General features: G+C 36.9%; 33 protein-coding genes. 27 read left to right on the top strand and 6 right to left on the bottom strand.

What is annotated here, in order from left to right; all coding sequences use genetic code 11:
- Positions 1-413 precede the first annotated feature (413 nt).
- From V1503_RS24905 to V1503_RS24880, 6 genes are all read left to right on the top strand, one after another.
- Complete coding sequence (locus tag V1503_RS24905; protein WP_410630007.1) at positions 414-653, top strand: LexA family protein; 240 nt, start codon at positions 414-416, stop codon at positions 651-653.
- 210 nt (positions 654-863) lie between these two features.
- Positions 864-1079: a type II toxin-antitoxin system HicA family toxin gene (locus V1503_RS24900; RefSeq protein ID WP_410630006.1), complete on the top strand. Its 216-nt coding sequence runs from the start codon at positions 864-866 to the stop codon at positions 1077-1079.
- A gap of 72 nt (positions 1080-1151) precedes the next feature.
- On the top strand, positions 1152-1583 hold the full coding sequence (locus V1503_RS24895; protein ID WP_410630004.1) for a type II toxin-antitoxin system HicB family antitoxin: 432 nt from the start codon (positions 1152-1154) through the stop codon (positions 1581-1583).
- Between the two features lie 55 nt (positions 1584-1638).
- Positions 1639-1980 carry a hypothetical protein gene (locus tag V1503_RS24890; RefSeq protein ID WP_410630003.1) on the top strand — a complete coding sequence of 114 codons (342 nt, stop codon included), beginning with the start codon at positions 1639-1641 and terminating at the stop codon, positions 1978-1980.
- Positions 1981-2129: 149 nt separating this feature from the next.
- Entirely contained in the window at positions 2130-2405 is a 276-nt protein-coding gene (locus tag V1503_RS24885) for a hypothetical protein (protein ID WP_410630002.1), read from the top strand.
- Between the two features lie 180 nt (positions 2406-2585).
- Positions 2586-2675 carry a putative holin-like toxin gene (locus tag V1503_RS24880; protein ID WP_410630001.1) on the top strand — a complete coding sequence of 30 codons (90 nt, stop codon included), beginning with the start codon at positions 2586-2588 and terminating at the stop codon, positions 2673-2675.
- 215 nt (positions 2676-2890) lie between these two features.
- On the opposite strand, the gene V1503_RS24875 is transcribed toward V1503_RS24880, so the two are convergent.
- Positions 2891-3166 carry a hypothetical protein gene (locus tag V1503_RS24875; RefSeq protein WP_410630000.1) on the bottom strand — a complete coding sequence of 92 codons (276 nt, stop codon included), beginning with the start codon at positions 3164-3166 and terminating at the stop codon, positions 2891-2893.
- Between the two features lie 476 nt (positions 3167-3642).
- Between V1503_RS24875 and V1503_RS24870 the strand changes: the two genes are divergently transcribed.
- Together V1503_RS24870 and V1503_RS24865 are read left to right on the top strand one after the other, a co-directional pair.
- A complete protein-coding gene (locus tag V1503_RS24870) occupies positions 3643-3840 on the top strand; it encodes a hypothetical protein (RefSeq protein WP_410629998.1) in 198 nt (65 codons plus the stop codon).
- A gap of 287 nt (positions 3841-4127) precedes the next feature.
- The gene (locus V1503_RS24865) at positions 4128-4760 is read left to right on the top strand and encodes a hypothetical protein (RefSeq protein ID WP_410629997.1); all 633 of its coding nucleotides are present in this window, start codon (positions 4128-4130) and stop codon (positions 4758-4760) included.
- An 87-nt stretch (positions 4761-4847) separates the two neighbouring features.
- On the opposite strand, the gene V1503_RS24860 is transcribed toward V1503_RS24865, so the two are convergent.
- The 3 genes from V1503_RS24860 to V1503_RS24850 form a co-directional block, all read right to left on the bottom strand.
- Positions 4848-5486 carry a MerR family transcriptional regulator gene (locus tag V1503_RS24860; protein WP_410629996.1) on the bottom strand — a complete coding sequence of 213 codons (639 nt, stop codon included), beginning with the start codon at positions 5484-5486 and terminating at the stop codon, positions 4848-4850.
- Between the two features lie 322 nt (positions 5487-5808).
- Positions 5809-6174, bottom strand: coding sequence for a hypothetical protein (locus V1503_RS24855; RefSeq protein ID WP_410629994.1), 366 nt, complete (start codon positions 6172-6174; stop codon positions 5809-5811).
- Positions 6146-7150, bottom strand: coding sequence for a ParM/StbA family protein (locus V1503_RS24850; RefSeq protein ID WP_410629992.1), 1005 nt, complete (start codon positions 7148-7150; stop codon positions 6146-6148). Before V1503_RS24850 ends, V1503_RS24855 begins: the two co-directional genes overlap by 29 nt.
- Positions 7151-7666: 516 nt before the next feature.
- Between V1503_RS24850 and V1503_RS24845 the strand changes: the two genes are divergently transcribed.
- Positions 7667-8563 carry a hypothetical protein gene (locus V1503_RS24845; protein ID WP_410629990.1) on the top strand — a complete coding sequence of 299 codons (897 nt, stop codon included), beginning with the start codon at positions 7667-7669 and terminating at the stop codon, positions 8561-8563.
- Positions 8564-9039: 476 nt separating this feature from the next.
- On the opposite strand, the gene V1503_RS24840 is transcribed toward V1503_RS24845, so the two are convergent.
- A complete protein-coding gene (locus V1503_RS24840) occupies positions 9040-9294 on the bottom strand; it encodes a helix-turn-helix domain-containing protein (RefSeq protein WP_410629988.1) in 255 nt (84 codons plus the stop codon).
- Positions 9295-9642: 348 nt separating this feature from the next.
- Here V1503_RS24840 and V1503_RS24835 point away from each other — a divergent pair, with 348 nt between their 5' ends.
- From V1503_RS24835 to V1503_RS24820, 4 genes are all read left to right on the top strand, one after another.
- Positions 9643-10848, top strand: a complete 1206-nt coding sequence (locus V1503_RS24835; RefSeq protein WP_410629987.1) for an AimR family lysis-lysogeny pheromone receptor — start codon at positions 9643-9645, stop codon at positions 10846-10848.
- A 5-nt stretch (positions 10849-10853) separates the two neighbouring features.
- The gene (locus V1503_RS24830; protein ID WP_410629986.1) at positions 10854-11021 is read left to right on the top strand and encodes a hypothetical protein; all 168 of its coding nucleotides are present in this window, start codon (positions 10854-10856) and stop codon (positions 11019-11021) included.
- 146 nt (positions 11022-11167) lie between these two features.
- Positions 11168-11362, top strand: a complete 195-nt coding sequence (locus V1503_RS24825; protein ID WP_410629984.1) for a hypothetical protein — start codon at positions 11168-11170, stop codon at positions 11360-11362.
- 21 nt (positions 11363-11383) lie between these two features.
- On the top strand, positions 11384-11506 hold the full coding sequence (locus tag V1503_RS24820; protein ID WP_410629982.1) for a hypothetical protein: 123 nt from the start codon (positions 11384-11386) through the stop codon (positions 11504-11506).
- 1 nt (position 11507) lies between these two features.
- Here the strand turns inward: V1503_RS24820 and V1503_RS24815 are convergent, their stop codons facing one another.
- Positions 11508-11966 (bottom strand): helix-turn-helix domain-containing protein, encoded by a 459-nt coding sequence (locus V1503_RS24815; protein WP_410630041.1) that lies wholly within the window; start codon positions 11964-11966, stop codon positions 11508-11510.
- Positions 11967-12063: 97 nt separating this feature from the next.
- Here V1503_RS24815 and V1503_RS24810 point away from each other — a divergent pair, with 97 nt between their 5' ends.
- The 14 genes from V1503_RS24810 to V1503_RS24745 all read left to right on the top strand — a co-directional run bounded on the left by V1503_RS24810 (position 12064) and on the right by V1503_RS24745 (position 23774).
- The gene (locus V1503_RS24810) at positions 12064-12255 is read left to right on the top strand and encodes a helix-turn-helix transcriptional regulator (protein WP_410629980.1); all 192 of its coding nucleotides are present in this window, start codon (positions 12064-12066) and stop codon (positions 12253-12255) included.
- Positions 12256-12486: 231 nt separating this feature from the next.
- Positions 12487-12840 carry a hypothetical protein gene (locus V1503_RS24805; protein ID WP_410629979.1) on the top strand — a complete coding sequence of 118 codons (354 nt, stop codon included), beginning with the start codon at positions 12487-12489 and terminating at the stop codon, positions 12838-12840.
- Positions 12837-14012 carry a DUF2800 domain-containing protein gene (locus tag V1503_RS24800; RefSeq protein WP_410629977.1) on the top strand — a complete coding sequence of 392 codons (1176 nt, stop codon included), beginning with the start codon at positions 12837-12839 and terminating at the stop codon, positions 14010-14012. The genes V1503_RS24805 and V1503_RS24800 overlap by 4 nt, the downstream gene beginning before the upstream one ends.
- A 17-nt stretch (positions 14013-14029) precedes the next feature.
- Positions 14030-14587, top strand: coding sequence for a DUF2815 family protein (locus V1503_RS24795; RefSeq protein ID WP_410629976.1), 558 nt, complete (start codon positions 14030-14032; stop codon positions 14585-14587).
- Between the two features lie 54 nt (positions 14588-14641).
- A complete protein-coding gene (locus tag V1503_RS24790; protein ID WP_410629974.1) occupies positions 14642-14812 on the top strand; it encodes a hypothetical protein in 171 nt (56 codons plus the stop codon).
- A gap of 39 nt (positions 14813-14851) precedes the next feature.
- Entirely contained in the window at positions 14852-15145 is a 294-nt protein-coding gene (locus V1503_RS24785; RefSeq protein ID WP_410629973.1) for a hypothetical protein, read from the top strand.
- A gap of 42 nt (positions 15146-15187) precedes the next feature.
- Entirely contained in the window at positions 15188-15532 is a 345-nt protein-coding gene (locus tag V1503_RS24780; RefSeq protein WP_410629972.1) for a hypothetical protein, read from the top strand.
- 46 nt (positions 15533-15578) lie between these two features.
- Positions 15579-17528: a DNA polymerase gene (locus tag V1503_RS24775; RefSeq protein WP_410629970.1), complete on the top strand. Its 1950-nt coding sequence runs from the start codon at positions 15579-15581 to the stop codon at positions 17526-17528.
- A gap of 18 nt (positions 17529-17546) precedes the next feature.
- Positions 17547-18302, top strand: coding sequence for a sigma-70 family RNA polymerase sigma factor (locus V1503_RS24770; protein WP_410630040.1), 756 nt, complete (start codon positions 17547-17549; stop codon positions 18300-18302).
- A complete protein-coding gene (locus V1503_RS24765) occupies positions 18302-18652 on the top strand; it encodes an NrdR family transcriptional regulator (protein ID WP_410629968.1) in 351 nt (116 codons plus the stop codon). Before V1503_RS24770 ends, V1503_RS24765 begins: the two co-directional genes overlap by 1 nt.
- Before the next feature lie 163 nt (positions 18653-18815).
- Positions 18816-21221: a virulence-associated E family protein gene (locus V1503_RS24760; RefSeq protein WP_410629966.1), complete on the top strand. Its 2406-nt coding sequence runs from the start codon at positions 18816-18818 to the stop codon at positions 21219-21221.
- Positions 21222-21588: 367 nt separating this feature from the next.
- Positions 21589-21873, top strand: a complete 285-nt coding sequence (locus tag V1503_RS24755; protein WP_410629964.1) for a VRR-NUC domain-containing protein — start codon at positions 21589-21591, stop codon at positions 21871-21873.
- Positions 21863-23224, top strand: a complete 1362-nt coding sequence (locus V1503_RS24750; protein WP_410629962.1) for an SNF2-related protein — start codon at positions 21863-21865, stop codon at positions 23222-23224. Before V1503_RS24755 ends, V1503_RS24750 begins: the two co-directional genes overlap by 11 nt.
- The gene (locus V1503_RS24745) at positions 23217-23774 is read left to right on the top strand and encodes a hypothetical protein (RefSeq protein WP_410629960.1); all 558 of its coding nucleotides are present in this window, start codon (positions 23217-23219) and stop codon (positions 23772-23774) included. The genes V1503_RS24750 and V1503_RS24745 overlap by 8 nt, the downstream gene beginning before the upstream one ends.
- The last annotated feature ends 474 nt before the right edge of the window (positions 23775-24248 follow it).

Genomic DNA, 24248 nt, shown 5'->3' with positions numbered 1-24248 from the left:
AAATTGAAGGATTGGCAATTCAACGATTTACAAGCAGCCTACCAAAACGCTTATGATCGTAACATTTTAAAAAGCAATGAATGGGCAGAAAAAGTTAAAAAGAAAGAAATCACTCTAGATGAAGCAATATTTTTAAATACTGTTATTGTTGATCGTGCGTTGAAATAACGTATACAAAAAATAACAGATGCATATTATAAAGTACACCACGATTGACTATCACGAACCTCCCTAGCCTACACCAAAAGGTTAGGGAGTACATAACTTAATCTACATGGCATTTGCATAATTGCATAACCTCACATAGCCTCTACTCTTCGGAGTAGAGGCTTTTTTTTGTGCTTTTTAGGCTAGCAAATAGAATATACGTTCGTTTATAATGTAATTAAATGCAGTTATAAGGAGCATAGATTATGCTATATGAAATGAACAAAAAAGAAAAAAAGAAGCTTGAATTTGAGCAGAAAGTATTAAAATCTATAGAAAAATATCTAAAGCTTTATAATCGTACACCAAGCATGAGAGAGATCAGGAAAATGGCAGAAATTAAATCATTATCTACTGTGTACGATGCTCTCAAGCGATTGCAGGAAAAAGGTGTTTTAAATTGGGAGCCTAAAAGACATAAAACGATAGAGTTATTAGATAAATAATGCCTTGCTACTAGAGTAAGGCTTTTTTATTTGCACTTAACTATACATAGTACATAAACGAAAAGATAATTTTGTCTGAGGGCGTTATAGCAACACTAGTAATCACATTGTTAATCAAGATCGTAAAATAACACGCATAAATTACGCATGTTATTATTGACGCGCGTGTTTTATGCGTGTTATAATATAATTAAGAAAGGAGGAAACGAGTTGGGGAAACAAGTCACAGTAAGAAAAGCATTACAAAGACTAAAAAAAGAAGGATTTATAAAATCCCCAAACCATAAGGGTGGAGGAAGTCACCAAAGATACATACATAAGGATGACTCAACAAGATATGCTGACATAGCCTTCCACAACAGTGGTCAAGTGATACCGAAAGGAACACTAAGAAGCATAGAACGGACGACAGGGATTAGATTCTAATCCCTCTTAGTCCTAACCCAATTTCGTTTCCTTCAAGTGAGAAATATAATTAATATATCGGAGTGTGATATTGTGTCTTATCCTAATCATTATATTTACCCTATAGTCGTGGAAAAAGCAGAAGATGGTGGGCTAGGAATGTACTTTCCAGATTTTTTAGGTACAGGTATACTTGCAAAAGATCTTATTGACGGGATTCAAAAGGCAAAAGAAATGCTATCAAACCTTGTAATCGGACTTGAAGAACAAGGTAAAGGTATACCAAATCCTTCTGACCCTGCCAGCATTGATTTATTAGATGAAAGTGATCGTATTGTGTTTATCGAGATTTACATGCCACCCTATCGTGATGAGGCAGCAAATAAATCAGTTACTAAAAACTGCACTTTACCGAAGTGGTTACGTGATGCTGGTGAAGAGGCAGGATTAAACTTTTCTCATCTTCTCCAAGCGTCAATAAAAGAAGCACTAAATATTAAGAACTCAAACGAAAAGCAATCCTAGGTGGTTTTTTTAGTAAACAAAAGTGATATTTAGTTGAATAGGAAGGGGTAAAATAATGGAAAAGTATTTCAAAAAAAGTGATTTGAATTTCCTTGATTATATTGAATTTGATTTTGAAGAATTAGAAAAGATTACATCAAAGGAATTTATTGAAGAATTACAAAGAGATTTACATTCAAATTATATAAGAAAAGCTGTAATAGAAGAAGAGAATGAATATAAACGGAACATGTACTTTTATGCAAATGGCGGAATCACTGAAGATATATACACGATAATAACTGTATTCTATTTGTACAAAGATAATAAACATCAAAGAAAAGATTCTTTTTTTATCGAAAGTATTAGCTCTTACGAATTTGAAAAGTTAGGATTAGCCGTTGTAGAACAATCTTAAATATATTAACTAACCTTAATAGAAACTCAGTCGATTAGGTTTACTTTGCAGGCTACAGCAAGAACCCTGTCACTTATCCAAATATAGGAACAAGTTATTTTGTTTAGGTGTTGCTATAATATTATTCATAATGATAGGGTGGTGTATTGATGAAAAAAGTCAGAGTAGATACTTATCTAGGTTGCTGTGGCGATGTTTCAAGTTTTTATGATCCTGAAGAGCCAGGGTTATATCGATGTTCAAAATGTAAAAAGATAGATTATCCAGATGCTTTTCAGAAGATGGATTTAGAAAATAAAATTTTGCCTTGCTCTCATTGCAAAAAAGATACTAAACAGGAATTAGAAAACTATGATGATTTTACTGGAGCTGTGGAGACTGAATGCTCTATTTGCAAAAATATTATTACACATAATGATTATTGAGGTTACTAGGGACTGAATTCAGTCCTTTTTGTTTTGATTAAAGGAGAAAAGGTGCCACGAACGCTAGTGTCAGCAAAGTGGGAACAACTTACGACAACATGGGCAACTATGGTATAATTGGAATACAATAGCGAATTTCTAAGGGTGGTCGGCTTCATTCCCTGAAAGGGGGTGAGGCGTATGACGGTATTTGAAGCGTTGATGTTGGCAATCGCATTTGGCGGGCTAATTATTTCAATACTGTCCTTCAACAAAAACGACAAAAAATAGACCACCCTTAACGCTTTAGCCGAGCGATTGGTGGTCTATTTTGACTTATCAAGCCGACTCTCTAGAGAATCGTCTATTGTATGACCGTGAGTGTTGAGAGCACTTGCGGTCTTTCTTATTGTATGCAGTTAATGCTTGTCTATGATTAGAATATCATAATTATTGGGAAATGTACAATGGCGACATACGTTCAATTAAGGGTAAACTTGGATTGTTTACTCAAACATAATGGTTACTTTTTCATTACTTATTATTTCGCAAGGTGCTGACGAATTTTCATTCGCTTTTCTAATTGTTTCTAATATCTCTTCTTTACTATCATATAATTTACTTACAGTTAACTTTTCTAAATCTAATGTGGCTAATTTTAATTTTTCATTTTGTTTAACACAAATCACCATATAGTAATTGCTCGTGGAATTAGTTGTGAAAATAACATCCCCAACCTTTAATGAATTATCCCAAGAAGTAACATTATCAACTATCTTCATGTTACATCACCACCTCTAATTATATTGAAATCCTTTTACTCATATTCTTCATTAGTATTGTTAGTCCTTTTTTTGTATATAGATGTATAGTCTATTCAATTCTAGTTTACATAATAGTAACTATAGGAACCAATACCTTTTCACAATCGTTGATATAGAAACGTTTTTTAAGTTTGAAAATTTATCATATATACATGATTTTATACATTGGCTTTAAATCAAGGTTTTAGAGTGGAGTAAATTAATTATTTCCCGAATTTCTTGCATATTTTTTATGTATAAATCTCCAATATTTAATAGTAGGAATATCACTTTCTATGTCGAATTGGGATTATATATCCATTTTGTAAAAAGGAGTTGATACGAATGATTGATCCAGGAGGAGGCATACCTATATTTAAAGATCCTGGTAAGGGCGGCGGCCATCATGATCCAGGTGATGGTGGAGGGTACCATTTAGATCCAGGTGGTGGCGTGTGAAAAAACATGCTGATGCAGTAGATAAATATATAAAAGAGACAATTATAGATAATCAAGTTGAGATCCAACCATTTTCGATGCTGCATTGTGGTAAACGGCTCATATTTGAAGATGGAAATGAAATATTTGTTTATTACTGCCCAGTAGATCAGATTGTTAAAACATCACAGCCTGCCGTAGTTGGAGCAATTTAAAAAAGAGCTGTAGTTAATGCAGCCCTTTTTATTTTTTCACTTTTTTCTTCTTCTTCCTCTTTGGTAGTCCCCATTTTTCAGCAACAGCGAGTATTTTTTTTGCTTCCTCTTCAGCCTCTTTCTTTGTCATTTTCACCAGGCTTCACCTCTCATATTCTATTTATCTCAGTTATTGCCAAAAATCAAAGCTTGTATACATAACCTTCTCTCCCTCCCCATATACATGAAAATAATCGAGACACAAAGACAGTGTCCTAAACTTAATCATGGGAATGGAGGAAAATAAAGTGAAAGCAGAAGAGGTGTTGAAGCAAAGAAAGGTACGTTCAGATAAAAAAAGAGAGATCAAACCAACAATTCCAGTTTCTCTTAAAGACTGCATTTATCGTATTTCATATATAACAGATCAACCCGTTAAAGATATTGCGGAGCAGATTTGTAGATCAGGAGTAGTATCAATCAAAGTTATGGACCACCTATCTGAAAAATTTAGGCGTAATTTACATCTGAAAGCCACCTATTATATTGGCGATATGTCTAGACCTAGCTTGAGAAGAAGATCCACAAAAGAACAGAAATCTAGGATAACAATTAAATTCCATCAAACCGACTATGAAAATATAAAAAAGTTAGCCTATGCTTTAGATATTACCCCTTCTGCTGCAACTGCCCATTTACTTGAAGCAACCATCAAAGAGCATGATTTTTTCGGAAAGTTCCTAAAGGGCTACCTGGAGCGTAAGTTGGATGATAGCCGAATGGCAGAGTTAAAAAAAGTTATGAAATATATAAACTCGAATAATCCCTATGACGGTGAAATCAGTTGGGCTGAGTTCATTTTCTACCTATACGACAGTGTGAAGAGCAGCACAATGAATGTTGTAGATGTTGTAAATAACTATCTTAATAAGCAAAAATAAACGAAATAAGTCTAGGACAGTTATAAGTGTCCTAGACCTTTGGTCTTTTCTTATTTGATGATATGTTGAAGCTATAATATTATGTATCTACTGAAAAAATCTTCTCCACCCTTTTTTCTTACTTTCTTCCACCTGTTGTTTTTTCAGTATCTGATTTTCTCGCAACGATTCCATGAGTTCTTCATCACGTTTTTTTATGTCAGCTTTATAGTTAGCCTCTATTTGTTCAATAGTTTTCGAAATACTTTTGATTTGCTCAGAGGTCTTAAATTCGCCTGTTTCAAGCTGTTTTTGCTGTTGTTCTGAAGCACTCGCAAGCTCCCTGCGAACCTCTGCAATCACTTCATTTTTCAACTCTTCACGCAGATCATTTTTAAATTCTTCAAAGTTCGTAAGTGCGTTTTGAATCTCTCGGAGTACAGTTACAGCCTCGTTCTGATTCATCCCATCTTGTTTAATTGGCTTTAACGTTTGTTCCATTTCCTTAACTGTATTCTTTTCTAAAAATTCACGAATTAATGGTTTAGATGCACCTTTTTCACGCATTTCTTTTATTGTAAGTAATAATTCAATTTCATAGTGCGTATAGTACCTGGCTTTTTTCTTGTCTCGTGGGATAACTAGTAATCCATCAAAATCTTTTTCCCATTGTCGGATAGTTCCTTCAGGAACATCTATACGTTTTGAAACTTCACTAATTGTATGTATGGCTAGTAATTCATCCATCTTCATAACCCCCATCTGAATAAATCGAACCATCTGAGTAATTCGCAATCAACCTTTGAACCCTTGATATTACTGTGTTATTAGTAAGTTTACTTTTATTATGGTAGGTTATCAAGATGATATTTTCATAACTGGAGAGCAATTTAATGATTTTCGAAAGGAGCTTATGAGTGATTAGAAGGCTCTGAGTAATTCGTAAGCAACATTCGAACGCCTGATAATACTATCTTGTTATAAAGAAAGGTTTGACATATGAGTAATTTATACAAAAAAATTCAAAGGTAATAAATAAAAAAGCGTAGAAATTAATCTACGCTTTTTATCAATCTACACCAAAATTATGATTAGCTTGCTCAATGAACCCATTTAAATTGCTATTAGTTTTTTTAGTTTCTTCTATATTAATTGTAGGATCTGAAGAAGATAGGGAAACTGCAGCAGTTCCTGAGTTAAGTTGAATCCATTTATTTATTACTTCTGATGGTTCAGAAGATCCGACTGACTTAGCAATAATTGAGTATGCTTTCAAAATCTCTTTCAATCGGTCTTGGACATAGCCACGTTTTACAACTTTTTGTGTTTCACCATTTGCTTCTTTATATTCAATTCCTTCATTTTCTATTTGATCGAGAAGGGCATAAACTTCTTTTTCGTTATCGTTAACGTACAGTTGAACTTTCTTTTTCACGTTCAATCACAGCCTTTCCGTAGTCGAAGTATCCAAGTACGTTTGCCTCTTGCGCATCATCGAGCACAATAAAGCTGTTTCTATTTTTCGCTTTTATTCTATCTGAGTGCATTTTTGCCATACCACCTGTAAAAATTACATTGTTATATGATTTCAAATCAAAATTATTGTCACGAACAAATAAGAACATATCATCAAAATGCTTGTTTAAAATGTCTTTTACTTCATTTATTTCTTTAATGTCTAATACTTGACCATCGTAAACCATGCCTTTTTCAAGAAGCTGTGGAATGTTTGATATTGAAATAGATCGCATGTCTCCGAATTGGTCTACTAGATAATTATAAATATCAATATGTGCATTTTTAACACCTTTCAAAGCTCCAGCACGTTGATTTATAGTGTATCCCTTCATTTCCGTAACATCCAGGGTACCGTGTCCTCCGTCAATGATAAGTGAAAGTTGTTCTTCTGGGTTAACTTTTTCGCTGTTTACCAAGCTCATGTACGTTCCTATTGGTTGCGGTAGTACGTGGACCTTTTCTACTTTAATAATAATTTCTTCACCATTAATAGAAATAACTTTACTGCCTTCAATTAATTTTTTTAGATCGTCAGCCTTAGCCTTAAAATGATTTACTGGTAGCCCAGTAACTAGATGAGGTATTGTAACAGATTCTCTAAAATCTTTTGCTATAAAAGCAAATAATAGTTGTCTAAATGCTATTGAGTCGTATCGCCCCATATCGTCATCACCAAGAGCTGGAATTGCTGTTAAATCAGCCTTTCTAACATCGTTGCCGACATAGTATGTATCGGTATCATGGTATTTAAAAGAATCATAGTCACTGGTTGTTGAGAAAAAATCAGGAGCTGCAGCAAACACAGACGGCTCTACCAAAACACTTTCACCATTCGTCCTTTTCGTATAACCATTTCCTAAATCAATTGCATATGGAATATTTAAGCGTTTCAACTAAAAAACCTCCTTGAATTAAGTATGAATTAAATTTAATTTAATTTTGAATCAACTATATTCCTATATTAGCAGATTCAACCAACTTAATTCAAGTTTAATTTAAAATAAAATCAATTATAATTCAAGTTTAATTCATTATGATTTGAAGTGTGTGAGGGAAACCGTTTGCAAAATTGCCTATTGCAATCTATCCAGTAGAGGTATAAACTAGAAAACAAGTTGAATAATAGAAACGGATATGAAAAAGAACCTTCTCTTCGACTGTTATAAGGTGCGCCAACACTCTATAACGGTTAAACCGTACTCCAGATACGGTAAAACACTGTGCCAAAAAGAAAGTTCTTTGTAGTTAACAAACTTTAGAATATTATTTATTCTTATATATTCTACTGTTTTTAGCTGCAAATTTCAAGCTTTTTAAGGACAATTGTTTTGCCATTTTGCGAGATTTTTCGCAGTACGGACGGCAACACAATTGTTCTTTTTCGTTCCTGGAGAAAGGGACGAGCTAAAATGATACTCAACGGAAGAATTGAAGAATTCAAACACTACAGCAATTTTAAAAACCTCAAAGAGTTTAATAACCACATAGAAATGTTTCTCGCTATACATAAAAAAGAATTTACTAAATCAGAATTCATAGCTTTCAATCGTTTACGAAAATACTGTGCTAAGGTTATCGGTGTCGCTAATGCTAGTAAGAGAAAGATCCTGGAGGCTATTCAAGGAAAAGACACAGAGCCTGGCGTGAGCGAATCTACTTTTCACCGTATGAGAAGAAAAGCGGAAGATTTAGGCATATTAAAAATTGAACCAACACACAGACGGGATGAATCGAGATCAACAAACCTTTGGATATTCAATAGATTTGTAGCTGAATCTACTACAATTGACACCCCCCGAACAGATGGGGAACTGGAAGAAACAGCGCCAAATCAACAAGAAGTTGTTAACCAATTGACACCCCATAAAACTAACCTATCTTTTAAAGCTAGTAACCTATCTATTAAACATTTAATGCCTGGGGTATTTAATTACATAAAATATGTTCCTAAATTAGTCAATGAAAAATACGCAGGAATTTTTCAACATGATTTAAAAGAGTTATGGGACCGTGTGAATCTAGCTTGCAAAAATGCAGAAAGAACATTTAGTGGTGTCCGTATCAGCAAGACAGATAAAAATGAAATTGGATTAATAGCGATAGATTCATTATACCGATATATGATTCAGCGCCATCAACGTAACGGATTTATGGACCTGGAAGAACAATGTAAAATTGTGTATTCTGTTACATTCAATCAAATAGAGCAGCAATACGTTTGCCAGGATCCAATATTGGAGGGTATCAACAAAGAGAAATTATTGAACGATGAAAAGCATAGTTTAATTGCTAAAATGCTAGAGTGACATAAGCTTATTTACATGTGTCCTTTTGTATGTCCCTGGGCTCAAGCGCATGTCCTATAAATTTTTTTTAGTTTATAAACGTTGATATAAAAGCATTTTGACAATAAAAGACAAAATATCAATATGTTTATTTTTTGTCCTGAAAACAGGAGCATTCGTGAGCATTCAGGGTGCTACATTCACCAAACCAAGATTTGACCCCAAAGATTTTTTTATACGAGGTATGTTAGCATATTTTCAAACTAATAAACTGTGAAAAAAAGGGATTATATCAAATTTATTGAATGGGTGATGGGGAATACATAAATTAACAAATGTGAAATAAAAAAATAGTTGGAAAATTACTTCCCGAACTGGAAGATAAAGTGTAAAATTCCAAAAATATAAAATTTGTGTAGAAAACGAACGACTTAGGTGTTATAATCGGAAATACGAACAGAAAACAGAACATGTGTTTGGTTTAAGGTTAAAAAAAATTAGCTATCTATTTCTTCTTCGTAGTAGTGAAATAGATCGCCAACGTCGTATTTTTTATCAATACCTTTTTCGGCAGCAAGTTGATTAAGAGTGTGAATGAGTTCGTACAGTGTGCTCATTCGAATACCTTTCATTCGATTATTAACTAAATCAGATATTGTACTCTTTCGAATACCACTGTCAAGGGCAATTCGATAAAATGACAAATCTAATTCTTCTAGAATCTCATTTAGTTTACAATGGATGCCGTTCATGCGTGATACCGTCCTTTGTATCTAGGTGTGTAAATTCTAATAGAGTAAGATAAGGTGTTGGTCACGATTAACGTACCTAAATTTAAAAACATATATTGCATAAACTGAAAAATATTAGTAGATTTATAAGTATAAAAGTCGGAATGTTCTTTAAAAAATTGAAGCCGTTACCTTTTCGTGGAAGTTAAGGTAACGGCATGTATCCTAACACTCGCTAAAGGATAGGATACTCTTGTATATTATCAAAAATTGGTCTGTTTTTCCATTATTTTTTGATGTGTATGAAGAGCTAATCCTTTGCGTGTGCGTGGGGATTAGCTTTTTTACAGTAAAAAAGGAGGAAAACCAATGACTAGAGACGCAGCAGCCTCCACCTTAGAATTTGGCACAGAATTTAAAAAATTGATTAAAAAATATCCGATAAGCCAAAAGGAATTAGCAGAGAAATTTGGCATTGATGAAACTACGTTTTCAAAGGTTTTAAAAGGTACTAGAGAGAGCGACTTTGAAAAAATACTTGCTGCTGTAAAGTATATAGCTACTTTTTCTAAAAAGATTAAAGTTGAAAAACTAATGTTACTTTACATTCGGGAACTGAGAAACTATGATAATGTTAAGGTCGCCATGGAGTACTGCGATACGCACAATTTTCTTGGCCAGTTACAAAGATTATGTGAGTATTTTTGGTCAAAGGCAAAAGAATCGAACGAGTTAAAAGCGTGGGCTGACCTATACTATCTGAGTATTCAAAGAAAACTAGGAAAGATATCATTAACAGATTGGTATACTAAACTTAAACTCATGGAAATAGAACCATCTTGTAAAGAGTTGGAGATATATCGCTCATTAAGAGCTCTTGAGAATGATAATTTCAACAGAAACTTCGTGAACATTTCAAATGACATGCTAGAATTAAAAGAAATAATAGCAGAAGTTGAAAATACATATTTACGTTTTTCCTTTGGGGTCCGTTTAGGGGAATTTCTACAGACAATATATGTACGTTCAGGAAGATTTGATGAAGCTGAAGAGTTAGCTTTGCAAACACTAGGGTTTTCAATAGGAAAAGGGTTTAATGCCTTTGCTACTATTACATTGGCAGAGAGAAATATTCAAGATCAGTTTGAAATAGCAGTTCAATATTTTAAAAAGGCTGCTGACATTTATAGAGAAATGGACAGGCCTGAAGTTGTCTCAGAGATAGTTAAGAAAATGCATTTTGTCCAATTGGTACATGGCGTTAACGTTCCTATGGAAGAGTTAGAGCACAAGCAAAATATTGCTTTTAAATACATTTTATCAGGTAATACAGCAGAGGGGCTTACCCTCCTGGAGCAAGTGGAGGATGAAGAAGATTATCAAGAACCTCTACGAGACTACATGAGGGGCCTAGCAACTGGAGATAGGGAATTCTATTGGAAATCTTTATCTGAATTAATAGAGCAAAATGATAAATTATATGGTTTCTTTCCAATGCAAGCACTCTTGCGATTAGGAGAAAGCGAAACAGGTGTAAAAGGTCTTTATAACATTCATAAGGCAGAAAGCAGGTGACTAGTATGTTAAAAAAAGGATTATTGACAGCGGCTTTGAGTTTAGGGTTAGTGATTGCGCCAAGTATGGCAGCTGCAAACACGGAAGAAGTTGAAGAAACAAAGACAGAAATCGTAAAACCAAAACAAGATGTAACGATGAAATCAGGCGGTACAGTTCCAACAGGCGGTTAATAGACAATTTAATAATATAACAAGTTATCATTTTGAAAGACGTAACCCTTAACCGGGTTGCGTCTTTCGCATTTTTACCGAAAAGTTGACAATCTTTGAAAAAAATCACAATTTGTCAATTTTTAAAAATACAAGAGGTGATCATCGTGGCCATGTCAATGCAGAAAATAAAACAACAAGCGAAAATTATTCCATTCCCACAAAAGAAAATACAAACAGAGATTGACGAACTTGCAGAAAAAGCCTTTGAGATTATGGATCAAGAAAAATGGAAACACACGGATTGGGATCCTGATCTAAGAGGAGAAGATTCATGGTCTGATCTTGTAAGAAAAAAATAGAGAGATAACGGGGGTTTTTCAATGAATACAGAACTATTAGACGCACTAAAAAAATTAGTAGAGAACAAAAATGCAAGTATGCCTACAGCAACTAAACTAGCACAAACAATTGAAAATAAAAAAGCTACCTGTTCCACCAGGTAGCTTATAGGCCTTTATTCGATTTTACTTTTACATATCCTATAACTTCTTTGATTATTTCATCTTTCTCTTTTTCAGGAAGAGATTCAATGACTTCATAAAGCTCCATTGCTTCTTTAGTAATTATACTATTTTGTTCTGCAGTCAATTTAGGTTCATCACTTTTTGCAAGTAAATAATCTATAGTCACATCAAAGATGATAGAGAGCTGTTCAATTGTATCAAGCGTTGGCCGTCTTTCGCCTCTTTCCATTTTACCAACACTACTATAATTCATTTCTAACATTTGGCCAACATCTTCAAGAGTAAGATTCTTAGCCATTCTTGCAGCACGAATGTGTTTACCGATTTTGTTATAATCCATAATTTTTTTGTCAGTCCTTTCAGGACAGTAGCCCTTATAAAGATAGCTCCATTGTAGCAGATAATGTCCTAATAGGACAATAGTTGGTCTTTTTTTCATCAAAAAAATTGTTGACTCAGGACTAATAGGGCAGATATACTTTGGTTACAACAGACCTTAAAGTCCTGCAAAAACATATAACAGTAGGTGATTAATTATGCTCGAAAATAAAATAGCGTATCACAGAAAGATTAGAGGAATTTCTCAAGGTGAACTAGCCAAAATGTTAGGTTTAACTGCATCGGCATTATCAAAGATAGAACTTGGGAAAAGTCCCATCACACTAGATAGAGCTAACAAGGTAGCAACTATTTTTGATACAACGATTGATGATTTAATAGTTAAATAGATTTTTTTTAACCACGTTAGGACTTTTAGGGCTAAATAAAAAGGAGGTGTTTAGGGTGGTCACAATAACCGATAGCAGGACTCAATGGATGGTCAAGGAGGACAAGTTAATGACCTGTATGGCCAAATGCAGACGTTACAAAGAGTGCTCTTCACGTTTTGGGACTGATTGTAGGGTAATGGGTGGGGAAGAGATACCAAAGCTAAGACCAAATTATAGGAGGAATGAATAATGAACATCACAATTGATATAAAAGCACCTGAACTAGCAACTGCCATTCAAGCATTAGCTGAAGCATTAACAGGTAAAGGTGCAATGGTACCAACTGCAGCACCAACTAAGAAGGAAGAAAAAACAGAGAATGTAAAGAAGCCGGATCCGGCTCCTGAAGAAGATCCAAAAACAGAAGAAGAACAGCCAAAAGTAACACTGGAAGTGGTGAGGGCCAAGTTATCCGATATCTCACAGAGTGGAAAACAGGAAGAGGTCAAAGCGCTGCTCACATCCTATGGAGTTAAGAAACTTACACAATTGCCAAAAGAGAAATATGCTGAACTACTGCAGAAGGCAGAAGAAATTAAATGAGTACAGCACATGCAGAAAGGGCACATGCATTACTAAGTGCTTCAGGATCAAAACGATGGCTCACATGTACACCAAGTGCTCAATTAGAGACAGAGTTCCCTGATCAAACTAGTGAATTTGCTGAAGAAGGAACATTTGCTCATGAACTCTCAGAGATACACCTCATGAAATACATAGGGCAGATTTCAAAATCAACGGCAACAAGGCGATTGAACAAGAAGAAAAAAGGTGAATGGTACTCAGAGGAAATGGCTGATTATGTACAAGTCTATGTGGACCATGTTATTGAGAGGATCAACGAGGCAAAAGCCAAAACAAAAGATGCTGTTATTTCTATAGAACAAAGGTTGGATTTTAGCGCATGGGTGCCGGATGGGTTTGGTACTGGTGACGTAGTTATCGTAGCTGATGGAGTGCTTGAGGTGATTGATCTGAAATACGGGAAAGGTGTTCCAGTATTTGCTGAAGATAACTCACAAGCTAGATTGTATGCCCTTGGAGCACTCACATTATACGGATTCTTGTATGACATAGAAACGGTCCGTATGACGATTGTACAACCCCGTTTAGACAGTATTTCAACTGATGAAATGGCCGTTGATAGTTTAATAGCCTGGGCGGATGAAGTCGTGAAGCCAAGGGCTGAAATGGCCATAAATGGTGAAGGGGAATTCGTAGCAGGGGATCATTGCCGTTTTTGTAAAGCGAGATCCACTTGTAGAAAACGAGCTGAAGAAAACCTGGAGCTGGCAAGACATGACTTTAAGGACTCAAAACTACTTTCCACTGAAGAGGTTGCTGAGGTCTTGGCCAAAGTATCTGAGATCCAAAAATGGGCTGAAGATGTGAAGAAATACGCTTTAGATCAAGCAGAAAATCACGGTGTGAAATACCCAGGGTACAAGCTAGTTGAAGGCAGAAGCAATCGTAAATACAAAAATGAAGAGGCTGTGGCTAAAGCATTACTTGAAGAAGGTTATGAAAAAGAGAAGATTTACAACAAGTCACTATTAACGCTATCAAAAATGGAAAAAGAAATAGGTAAAAAAGCATTTGGCCAAGTGTTAGGGGATTTAGTTATTAAGCCAGTAGGTAAGCCAACACTAGCGCCAGTGAGTGATAAAAGACCAGAAATAAATTCTACTGATTCAGCAGTAGCAGACTTTAAATAAAAAGGAGAATGATAAATATGGCAACTACAAATACAGATACTAAGGTAATTACAGGAAAGGTACGTTTAAGTTATGTTCACATCTTCCAACCTCATGCAATGGAGGGCCAGGAGGAAAAATACAGTGTTTCAATTTTAATTCCTAAGAGTGACAAAGCAACACTTAAAAAGATCAAGGCGGCAACAGATGCAGCAAAGCAAGCAGGATCTGCAAAGTGGGGAGGCAAAATTCCAGGCAATTTGAAAACGCCATTGCGTGATGGTGACGAGGAAAGACCTGACCAAGAGGAATACGCAGGGCATTACTTCTTAAATGCAAGCTCAAAAACAGCGCCAGGTGTTGTTGATGCACAGTTAAACCAGATCATGGATTCCCAGGAAGTATATAGCGGTTGCTATGGCAGGGCTTCACTTAACTTCTACGCTTACAACACAGCAGGAAATAAAGGGATTGCTTGCGGATTAAATAACGTTCAAAAACTAGCAGATGGGGATTATCTAGGAGGCCGTAGTCGTGCTGAAGATGATTTTGATGCAGTTGATACTGGAGACGATGAGGACGATTTCTTAGGATAATGAAATCAAAGGGGAGACGAGAGTTTCCCCTTTTTTATAGAAAGGGAGATAAAAATGTGCGGATATATTTTAGTTTTTGATGGTTATGACTATGTAGAATCTTATGATTTGAAAAGAAAAACAGTAGATACTAGTTGCGTTAGAGCAGATGCAATTGTTTTCCAAAGTGAAAGTAGGGCTAATTATGTAGCTGAGTGTCTTAACTGCGAAGTAAGAAATGTTTAATAAACACAAGAAGCATGGAGTCAATTAGGAGGATTGGAGATGGCGCAAACAAAAGAAAAGAAAGTTATATCGCAGATAGAAAATGTCCGTATTAAAGAATACGACAAATTGAATGTAGTTGTTGAGCGTTATGAGGAAGTATTTAATCCTGTATCCAAAGAAACATTAAACAAATGGAGATTTAAGGGTTATGCACGAAGCGTTTTGTCTGCCTTACTGTTCATACAAGCTAATGAGCTACTTATTGATAAAAACAACGTTGGTGATCTTGAAGCATATTTAAAACAAGTTGAGAAGTCCAATGCTGCTTTATTGGAAGTTATAAAACTATGAAACTTAATAGCAACGGAGTCAATTAGCGAAAGGGGAATACAAATGATTGAATCATTAACTAAACTAAATGTCGGAGATAAAGTTTACTTTTTACAAAGTAACCCCGACACATTCATTGTGCAAGCAAAAAAAGAAAATTACATTGTGGCTACATCGCATGAAGTAGAAGAAGGTATTCAATATACAATCATCGATACCGATAAAGGCATGTGCGGTCCACATGATCGAACATTTAACTTTTACGATTTTAATAAAAAAGAGAGCATGGAAGAACTTATAGATCATTTAATTCAGAAAAGAAAAGGAATTACACTATCAAGACGACATAGTGCTCCTGTATCACTAGTTTTAAATTTACCCAAAACTACTCAACAGTTTGTTAAATAACAACTAATGGTCTTAATGATAGTTCAAGAGAATAAGGAGAGGTACCATGGAAACTCTTTCAATAGATATAGAAACTTATAGCAGTATTGATCTAATTAAATCAGGCGTTTATGCATATGCAGAGGCGCCTGATTTTGAAATATTAATTTTTGCTTATGCATTTGATGATGGGCCAGTAGAAATTATAGACCTGGCTAATGGTGAAAAAATACCAACTTCTGTATGGTTCGCTTTAACTGATCCAGGAGTTATAAAAACGGCTTACAACGCTAACTTTGAACGCACATGTTTAGAAAAACATTTAAATAGATATATGGCTCCTGAACAGTGGAGCTGTACTGCAGTACATGCATTAACGATGGGGCTACCTGGTAATTTGGATGGGGTGGCCAAGGCCATGAACCTAGACTCACAAAAAGATGCTTCAGGTAAGGCATTAATACGATATTTTTCTAAGCCTTGTAAGCCTACAAAGGCAAACGGCAAGCGTACCAGGAACCTACCTGAACATGATCCTATCAAATGGGAACAGTACACGGCTTATTGTGCCCAGGACGTTGAGGTTGAGAGATCTATCAAAAATAAGTTAAGTGGGTTTGTGCCTTCAGAGTTTGAACAAAAACTATGGCACTTAGATCAACGGATCATAGATAGGGGCATTGTGATTGATACAGAGCTCGTAGATCACGCCATATCATGTGATACGGCATACCAAGAGAGATTACTAGATGAAGCAAAGGAGCTCACAGGTTTAGAAAACCCTAACAGTGTGGCTCAACTAAAAGCGTGGATCCATGACCAAGGGCTCGCAGTTGAGAGCCTTAATAAAGAAGCCATTTCAAAGCTTATCGATGGGACAAAAAATGAAAAAGTAAAACAAGTTTTAAAAATTCGTCAGGAGTTGGCCAAGACTTCTGTTAAAAAATATCAAGCTATGGAACGGGGGCTATGCCTTGATAATCGTGTCCGTGGGCTCCTTCAATTTTACGGTGCCAATAGGACAGGACGATGGGCAGGAAGGCTCGTACAAGTGCAAAATCTTCCACAAAACAAACTAGCAGACTCAGATTTAGATGTAGCAAGAGAGCTCTTAAAAGCTGGGCAGTATGAAATGCTAGATATTCTTTTTGATAAGGTGCCATTCATTCTATCCCAACTAATCAGGACAGCGTTTATACCGTCACCAGGGAACAGGTTCATTGTATCTGATTTCTCAGCCATTGAGGCCCGTGTCATTGCTTGGCTTGCTGGTGAAATGTGGCGTATGGATGTATTCAAAACCCACGGCAAAATATATGAAGCATCTGCAGCACAGATGTTTAAAGTACCAATTGAATCAATCGATAAAGGCAGCCCGTTACGTCAAAAGGGTAAGGTTTCAGAATTGGCCTTGGGGTACCAGGGAGGTAAAGGGGCATTGATTCAAATGGGCGCTCTTGATATGGGGCTTGAAGAGGACGAGCTGCCGGAATTGGTGAAATCATGGAGAAACGCAAATCCAAATATAGTTAAGTTTTGGTATGAAGTAGAAAAGGCTGCCATTAGAGCTGTGAGAGGAAAAACAGCCGTACAAATACAGCACGGGATAGAATTTTCTTATGAATCAGGCTGTTTATTTATAAAACTACCGTCTGGAAGGCGTTTAGCATATGTAAGACCAAAATTGAAAACAGATGAAAGATTTAACAAACAAGCGCTCACATATGAGGGAGTAGAACAAGGGAAGTGGACACGGCTAAATACATACGGGGGAAAATTGGTCGAGAATATTGTCCAGGCTACTGCCCGTGATTGCTTGGCCGAGTCGTTAATCAGATTAGATGAAGCAGGGTATGATATTACATTCCATGTACACGATGAAGCCATACTGGATGTGCCTATAGGTCAAGGATCCGTGGACCATGTAGCTGAGGTCATGGGACAGCCTATTCCCTGGGCGATTGACCTACCACTTACAGCCGATGGGTACGAGACAAACTACTATAAAAAGGACTAGGAGCTGAAGGACTTGGAAATGACAAAAGAAATCAACGGGCGTCCTATTACAAGGGACCAAGCAGTAGAACAAAACTTGAAACTTGTTTATCAAATTTGCCATAAATTCAAAGTACGAGGAAGCCGTCTAGGGTTAGAGTTTGATGATCTTGCACAAATTGGCGCTATTGGATTAATGAAAGCATATGAAAACTATGATAGTTCGCTAGGGTTTCAGTTTTCAACATACGCCTCACCACGTATAGCCGGTGAAATTAGAAGGGCAATACATGAAACGAACCTTGGAGCCAAATATCCTCCATATTTAAAATTTATAGCCGGAAACATCACAAAAGATATGGTGGATCTTCCAGTTGAAGAGATTGCAGCAAAGTTAGATGTAAGTGAGTCGCAAGTAATTGAGGCATTGAAGTACAAAAAGAATTGTTTTCCAGTTTACTTAGAAAAAGAGACAAAAAACTGTGGTGAGCCATCCGATACAATTCATTATTTCATTGGACGTAACGATGATACTTCTAGTGCATATGTTCAAGAGTTTATTAACTCATTAAGAGCGCCATTACAAACAGTGTTAAAAGGAAGATTGGAGTGTAAAAAACAGGTTGAGATTGCCCAGGAGCTTGGTTGCAGTCAGGTCCAAGTTTCTAGGATGGTGAAAGAAATCCGAGGATTGTATGCAGCGTATGAAAAAGGTAACAGAATCAATTTAATAGGACAAGTTAGAGAGCTAGAGCTTTCCATTGCAAAAACTACAGTAGGCTATGGGGGGATTTGATGAAGTGCCCTGGATGTGGAGTGTTAGACCGTAAAAGTAAAGTAACAGATAGCCGTCCATACAAACACACAGTTAAAAGATCCCGTTTATGTTCATTATGTGGGCATCGATGGATAACCTATGAAGCTACTGAACATGAGTTCACTAGTGATAGAAACCGAAATAAATATCTGCCCTGGAGTCCTGGAGAAGAAGAAACAGCCATTATGATGCACTACCGGGGAGCCTCAAGAATTGAAATTGCTAACGCCTTGGGAAGAGGCCGTAATTCAGTGAAAAGAAAGCTAGATAAGTTAAAAGAAAACGGGGAGTATTTGACAGTTATACAGGAAGGAATGAAACAAGCATGACAAAAAATGAACGGTTGAACTTTCTACTAAATTATCACCACAATCTAATACTCCAACTTACATGTGCGACCTCATGGGAACGTGAAAACCTTAAGCATGGGCTTGGTAACTTGGAAAACGAAATTGAAAAACTACTATTTGAAGATTGATGGGAAGTGATCTTATGAGTGCTGAAAAATCACCAAAATTACAATACGATGGATCCCTTACAATTGCTACTGGAAAAAGCCGAAAAGAAACTAATTGGAAAAACAAAGAGACGTTATGGTCAGATCTCATTAAACGTCTCTCTGAGACTACTAGAACGCATGAAACTTATCAAGAATACAAGAAGATGCCTAAGTCACAACAAGGCGAAATTAAGGATATAGGAGGCTTTGTTGGGGGTACGTTAAGAGGTGGAAGAAGAAAAACAGATGCAGTCGTATGGAGGCAAGTTCTTACACTGGATGCTGACTATATCAAAGGCGATTTATGGACCTCAGTTGAAATGATGTACGACTTTGCCTGTGCTGCCTATTCAACACACAAGCATAGTACCAAAACGCCACGCCTACGGCTCGTTATCCCACTAAGTAGACCAATCACACCTGACGAGTACCAAGCCGTTTCAAGGCGCATAGCAGCCGATTTAGGCGTTGATTTTTTCGATGATACAACATACCAACCTCACAGGCTCATGTATTGGCCGTCAACACCTAAAGACGGGGAATTTATGTTTGAATACCAGGACGAGCCTTGGTTAGATCCGGATAAGGTTTTAGCTCGTTATCCAGATTGGAGTGATCCTTCATATTGGCCGGAGTCATCAAGGCAGCAGCAATCACGCCAAAAGCTTGCAGATAAGCAAGGGGATCCACACGAAAAACCAGGAATGGTTGGGGCATTTTGCCGTACATACTCCATTCCTGAAGCCATCGAGTCATTTTTAACAGATGTTTATGAGCCTGCAGGAGAAAACAGGTACACGTATAAAGAAGGATCCACAAATGGAGGGCTTATCTTATACAGTGATGATAAATTTGCTTATTCCCATCACGGGACGGATCCAGTAGGCGGTAAGCTCGTTAATGCTTTTGATTTAATCCGGCTGCATAAGTACGGGATTAGGGACGAGGATGCAGAACCAGGAACGCCAGTAACAAAATTACCTTCATATAAAGCCATGGTTGAGTTTGCAGGAAAAGACGAAAAGGTCAGTCAGTTATTAGGTGAAGAAAAGCTCACTGAAGCAGGCGTGGACTTCCAGGATTCTAATATGGAATGGCTTAAAAAATTGAAGCGAGATAGAAAATCAGGGGAAATCCTTTCCACCATCGATAATGCATTAATTGTCCTGGAGAATGATCCCTCACTAAAAGGCAAAATTGCCATGAATGAGTTTGCAAACAGACCTATGATCCTAGAAGAGCTGCCATGGGCAAACACTGAAGCAGAAACATACTGGAGTGATCAGGACGATGATGCTTTGTTCCATTACTTAGAGAAAGTTTACGGAATAAGTTCATCAATTAAAGTGAGAAATGCTATAGGAGTGGTTCTTAAAAGGCACCAATTCCATCCAGTACGAGAATACTTGAACGGTTTAGAGTGGGACGGCCTTCCAAGATTAGATACTGTCATGATTGATTATCTTGGGGCAGATGATAGCCCGTATACAAGAGCTGTTACACGTAAGTCATTAACGGCAGCAGTAGCCAGGATCATGAATCCTGGTGTGAAATTTGATTACATGCTTACACTTGTGGGCTCCCAGGGTGTAGGTAAGAGTCTTATCCTTAATAAATTAGGAAAGAGTTGGTTTTCGGACTCACTAACGACAGTACAAGGAAAAGAGGCATACGAGCAATTACAGGGGGCATGGATCATTGAAATGGGCGAGCTCTCAGCCACAAGGAAAGCAGATGTTGAAGCAATCAAGCACTTTTTAACCAAACGTGAAGATATATACCGTGTGGCTTATGGCAGGCAAACGACTACATTTAAACGTCAATGCGTGTTCTTTGGAACAACGAATGATATTACCTTTTTAAAAGATAAAACGGGAAATAGAAGATTTTGGCCCGTGTCAGTAAATGCAAAGAAGCGTAAAAAAACCCTATGGGATGATATGACAGATCATGAGATAAATCAAATATGGGCTGAAGCAAAAGAAGCCTATAAGGAAGGTGAAGCACTCTACCTACCAAAAGAGCTTGAAGAAGAAGCTATGGAAAGGCAGAAGCTTCACACTGAAGAAAGTGAAAAGTATGGAGTGATCCAGGAATACTTAAACAGGCCGTTACCTTCCAACTGGAGCAATATGGATATAGGCGCAAGACGTAGATATATTCATGGGAGCGACTTTGGAGAGCAAGAAGAGGGCACAGTAGAGCGTGACCGTGTTTGTGCTATGGAGGTATGGGTAGAGCTCTTTGAGAGTGATCCTAAGCACCTGAACCCTGCCCAATCAAAAGAGATTAACGATATCTTGCGGAGAATGTCAGGGTGGGGAGCCTATACAAAAAGTAGAGGGAGAATGAAATTTGGGAAGTTGTACGGTATACAAAGGGCATTTGTAAGAAGTTAAAACAGGGTTGCCATAAGGGTGAAAAACGGTATCCTTGCCCTAAAAAAGTATCCATTGATAGGCGTATCCATGGTATCCATTAAAAAGTAAAAGTTTTCATAAACATACCATTTATAGATTTTCAAGTATCCTTAGTATCCGTAAAAAATGGGAATGGCTACTAGGGACGGATACTCCAAAACTCTTACAGCCCCAACGGTTTTATTTTATTAGTATCCATAGTATCCATTCTTTCTTATAGAGGTAAGTGTATAAAAGAATACACATATATACATAAAACGCATAAACGCATATATAGCGTATACGTGTGTGAGAGAGCGTTTTATGGCAACTGTGGAAACTAGACGAAATGGGAGGTATACCAGACATGCTAGAAAGCCAATTAGAAAGGACATTGAAAAGAGAGGTCGAGAAGGTGGGAGGTCAGGCGTTGAAATGGACGTCACCTGGAAAGGCAGGGGTGCCGGATAGGATTGTCCTATTACCTGGAGGCAGATGTGTTTTTGTTGAAATGAAAGCGCCAGGTAAACCACTAAGACCTTTACAGAAAAAGCGAAAACGAGAATTAGAGAATTTAGGTTTTGAAGTATACAAGCTTGATTCTCTTAATGCGATAGATGAATTTATACAGGAGGTGGCCTATGGAATTTAGAGCGCATGACTACCAACAATTTGCGATAGAAAGAATATTAAATCTTAAAGCTGTAGGGCTGCTTTTGGAAATGGGTATGGGGAAAACGATTAGCACTCTTACAGCGATAACTGAGCTTTTACATAACTATTTTGAGGTTACGAAAGTATTAGTTATTGCACCTAAACGAGTAGCAGAGGACACCTGGAGCCGTGAGACAGAGAAATGGGACCATACAAAATATTTAAGAGTTTCAAAAGTATTAGGGGCAAAGGATAAACGGTTAAAAGCTTTAGATGAAAAAGCTGACATATATGTGATCAATCGTGAGAATGTTGAGTGGTTAGTGGAACATTATAAAGCTGAATGGCCGTTTGACATGGTTGTCATAGATGAACTATCAAGTTTTAAATCTCCAAAAGCAAGACGGTTTAAGGCATTGCGAAAAGTGAGGCCTTTTATTAAAAGGATAGTAGGCCTTACAGGCACACCAGCACCTAACAGTTTAATTGACTTATGGCCACAAATTTATTTACTAGATCAAGGTGAACGATTAGGAAGAACAATGACATTGTACAGAGATCGATATTTTAAGCCGGATCAACGAAACGGCCATATTGTCTATAGTTGGAAGTTACGTCCTGATGCTGAGCAGGATATACACAATAAGCTTTCAGATATTTGTATCAGTATGCAGGCAAAAGATTGGCTGGATCTGCCGGAAAGAATTAACAACGTGATAAATATACCGTTATCTGCAAAAACCAAGGCGCATTATAGAAAACTAGAGAAAGAGTTATTATTGCCATTTGCTGAAGGTGATGTGGTAGCCGATACAGCAGCCGTCCTTTCAAACAAGCTTTTACAGTTAGCAAATGGTGCTGTATATGACGAAAATGGAAACATCCAAGAGATCCACGATGCAAAATTAAAGGCATTAGAGGATGTTGTAGAAGCTGCAAACGGTAAACCCATTCTAGTGTTTTATTCTTATCAGCATGATCTAACAAGAATACAGGAGCATTTTAAAGATGCTAGAAAGCTAGAAACATCAAAGGATATTGAGAATTGGAATAAAGGAAATATATCTATGCTGTTAGCCCATCCGGCTTCTGCAGGGCACGGGTTGAACCTTCAAGCAGGAGGCCATATCATCGTTTGGTTTGGCCTCACCTGGAGCCTTGAGTTGTACCAACAAGCGAATGCAAGGCTAGATAGACAAGGACAGAAAAACAGTGTTGTGGTGCACCATTTAGTTGCTGAGGGGTCAGTGGACGAGGATGTCATGAGAGCCCTTGAGGGCAAAGCGTTGGGCCAAGATGCCCTATTACAAGCCGTGAAAGCGAGATTGGAGTTGATAGCAAATGGGTAAAACAAAGATGAACCAACAGACATTGATTGAGCAAGTGACCAAAATTAGTACAGAAATGGCCGTCAAAGCTGCTATGGAATATATGGAAGAGCAAAAGAAGAAAGAAGAAAAAGAAAAGTACGACAAGCGTTTACGAAACACCAAAATATTAATCAAGAACTATCGTAATTTTGTACTACACACGAAGGATATACAAGATGACATTGACCAATTGAATGATAATTTATTGATTGATGATCTACATGGTGCGGATGAGTTAGCAGTTGAGAGCATTAAGCGCAGTAAACAAAGGACATTAGCAATGATCAAGTTTATTAATCAAATGTTTGTCCTGTATAAAAACCGTTGTGAGGATTCAGATAAACCAGAAGATATGAGACGATATGAAACAGTTTTTTACATGTATATTTCTGACGATAAAAAGACTGTAAACCAGATAGCTAAAGAGAATTGCATCGATAATAGGACCGTTTATAAAGATATTAACAATGCCTGTAAAGAATTATCTTCCTTAATGTTTGGGGTTGATGGCATAAGATTTGTCTTGTAAGGAATGGAGGGCAAAAAGAGGGCATTTTATATCCACTCTAAAGGTGTTACTATGGTAGTGTGAAATAATTGTAAGTCGATTGAATAAGAGAAAATGGCAGAGAAGTCTATCCTTGCACGGGTAGGCTTTCCTTTTTATTAAAGGGATTAAACGAAGAATATAGAACTTATTAGTATTACAACTGTGTGAGGTGATACGAATGAGCGATTTAAAACCGGGCAGTTATCGTTTGGATGATGAACCACTTCCAATAGGTGGAAGATCATTTACAGATGAAAATGCACCAATAGGTTAATTTGAAAGGGTGGATGAAATGAATAAAGATCCTATCAATCCTGGAGGGCATCATATAGACCCAGTTGAACCAAAGCCTGGAGGGCATCATTTAGACCCAATTACTCCAGAACCAGGTGGAAGTCGTTTAGGTTAACTTAAAGGAGTGGCACAAATGAAAGAAGCGAAACCAGGTGGTTA

The sequence above is a fragment of the Nanhaiella sioensis genome (genome assembly GCF_046557775.1).
In the GTDB taxonomy this organism is placed as follows: Bacteria; Bacillota; Bacilli; order Bacillales; family SM2101; genus Nanhaiella; species Nanhaiella sioensis.
This window is presented reverse-complemented; position numbering and strand designations above follow the sequence as displayed.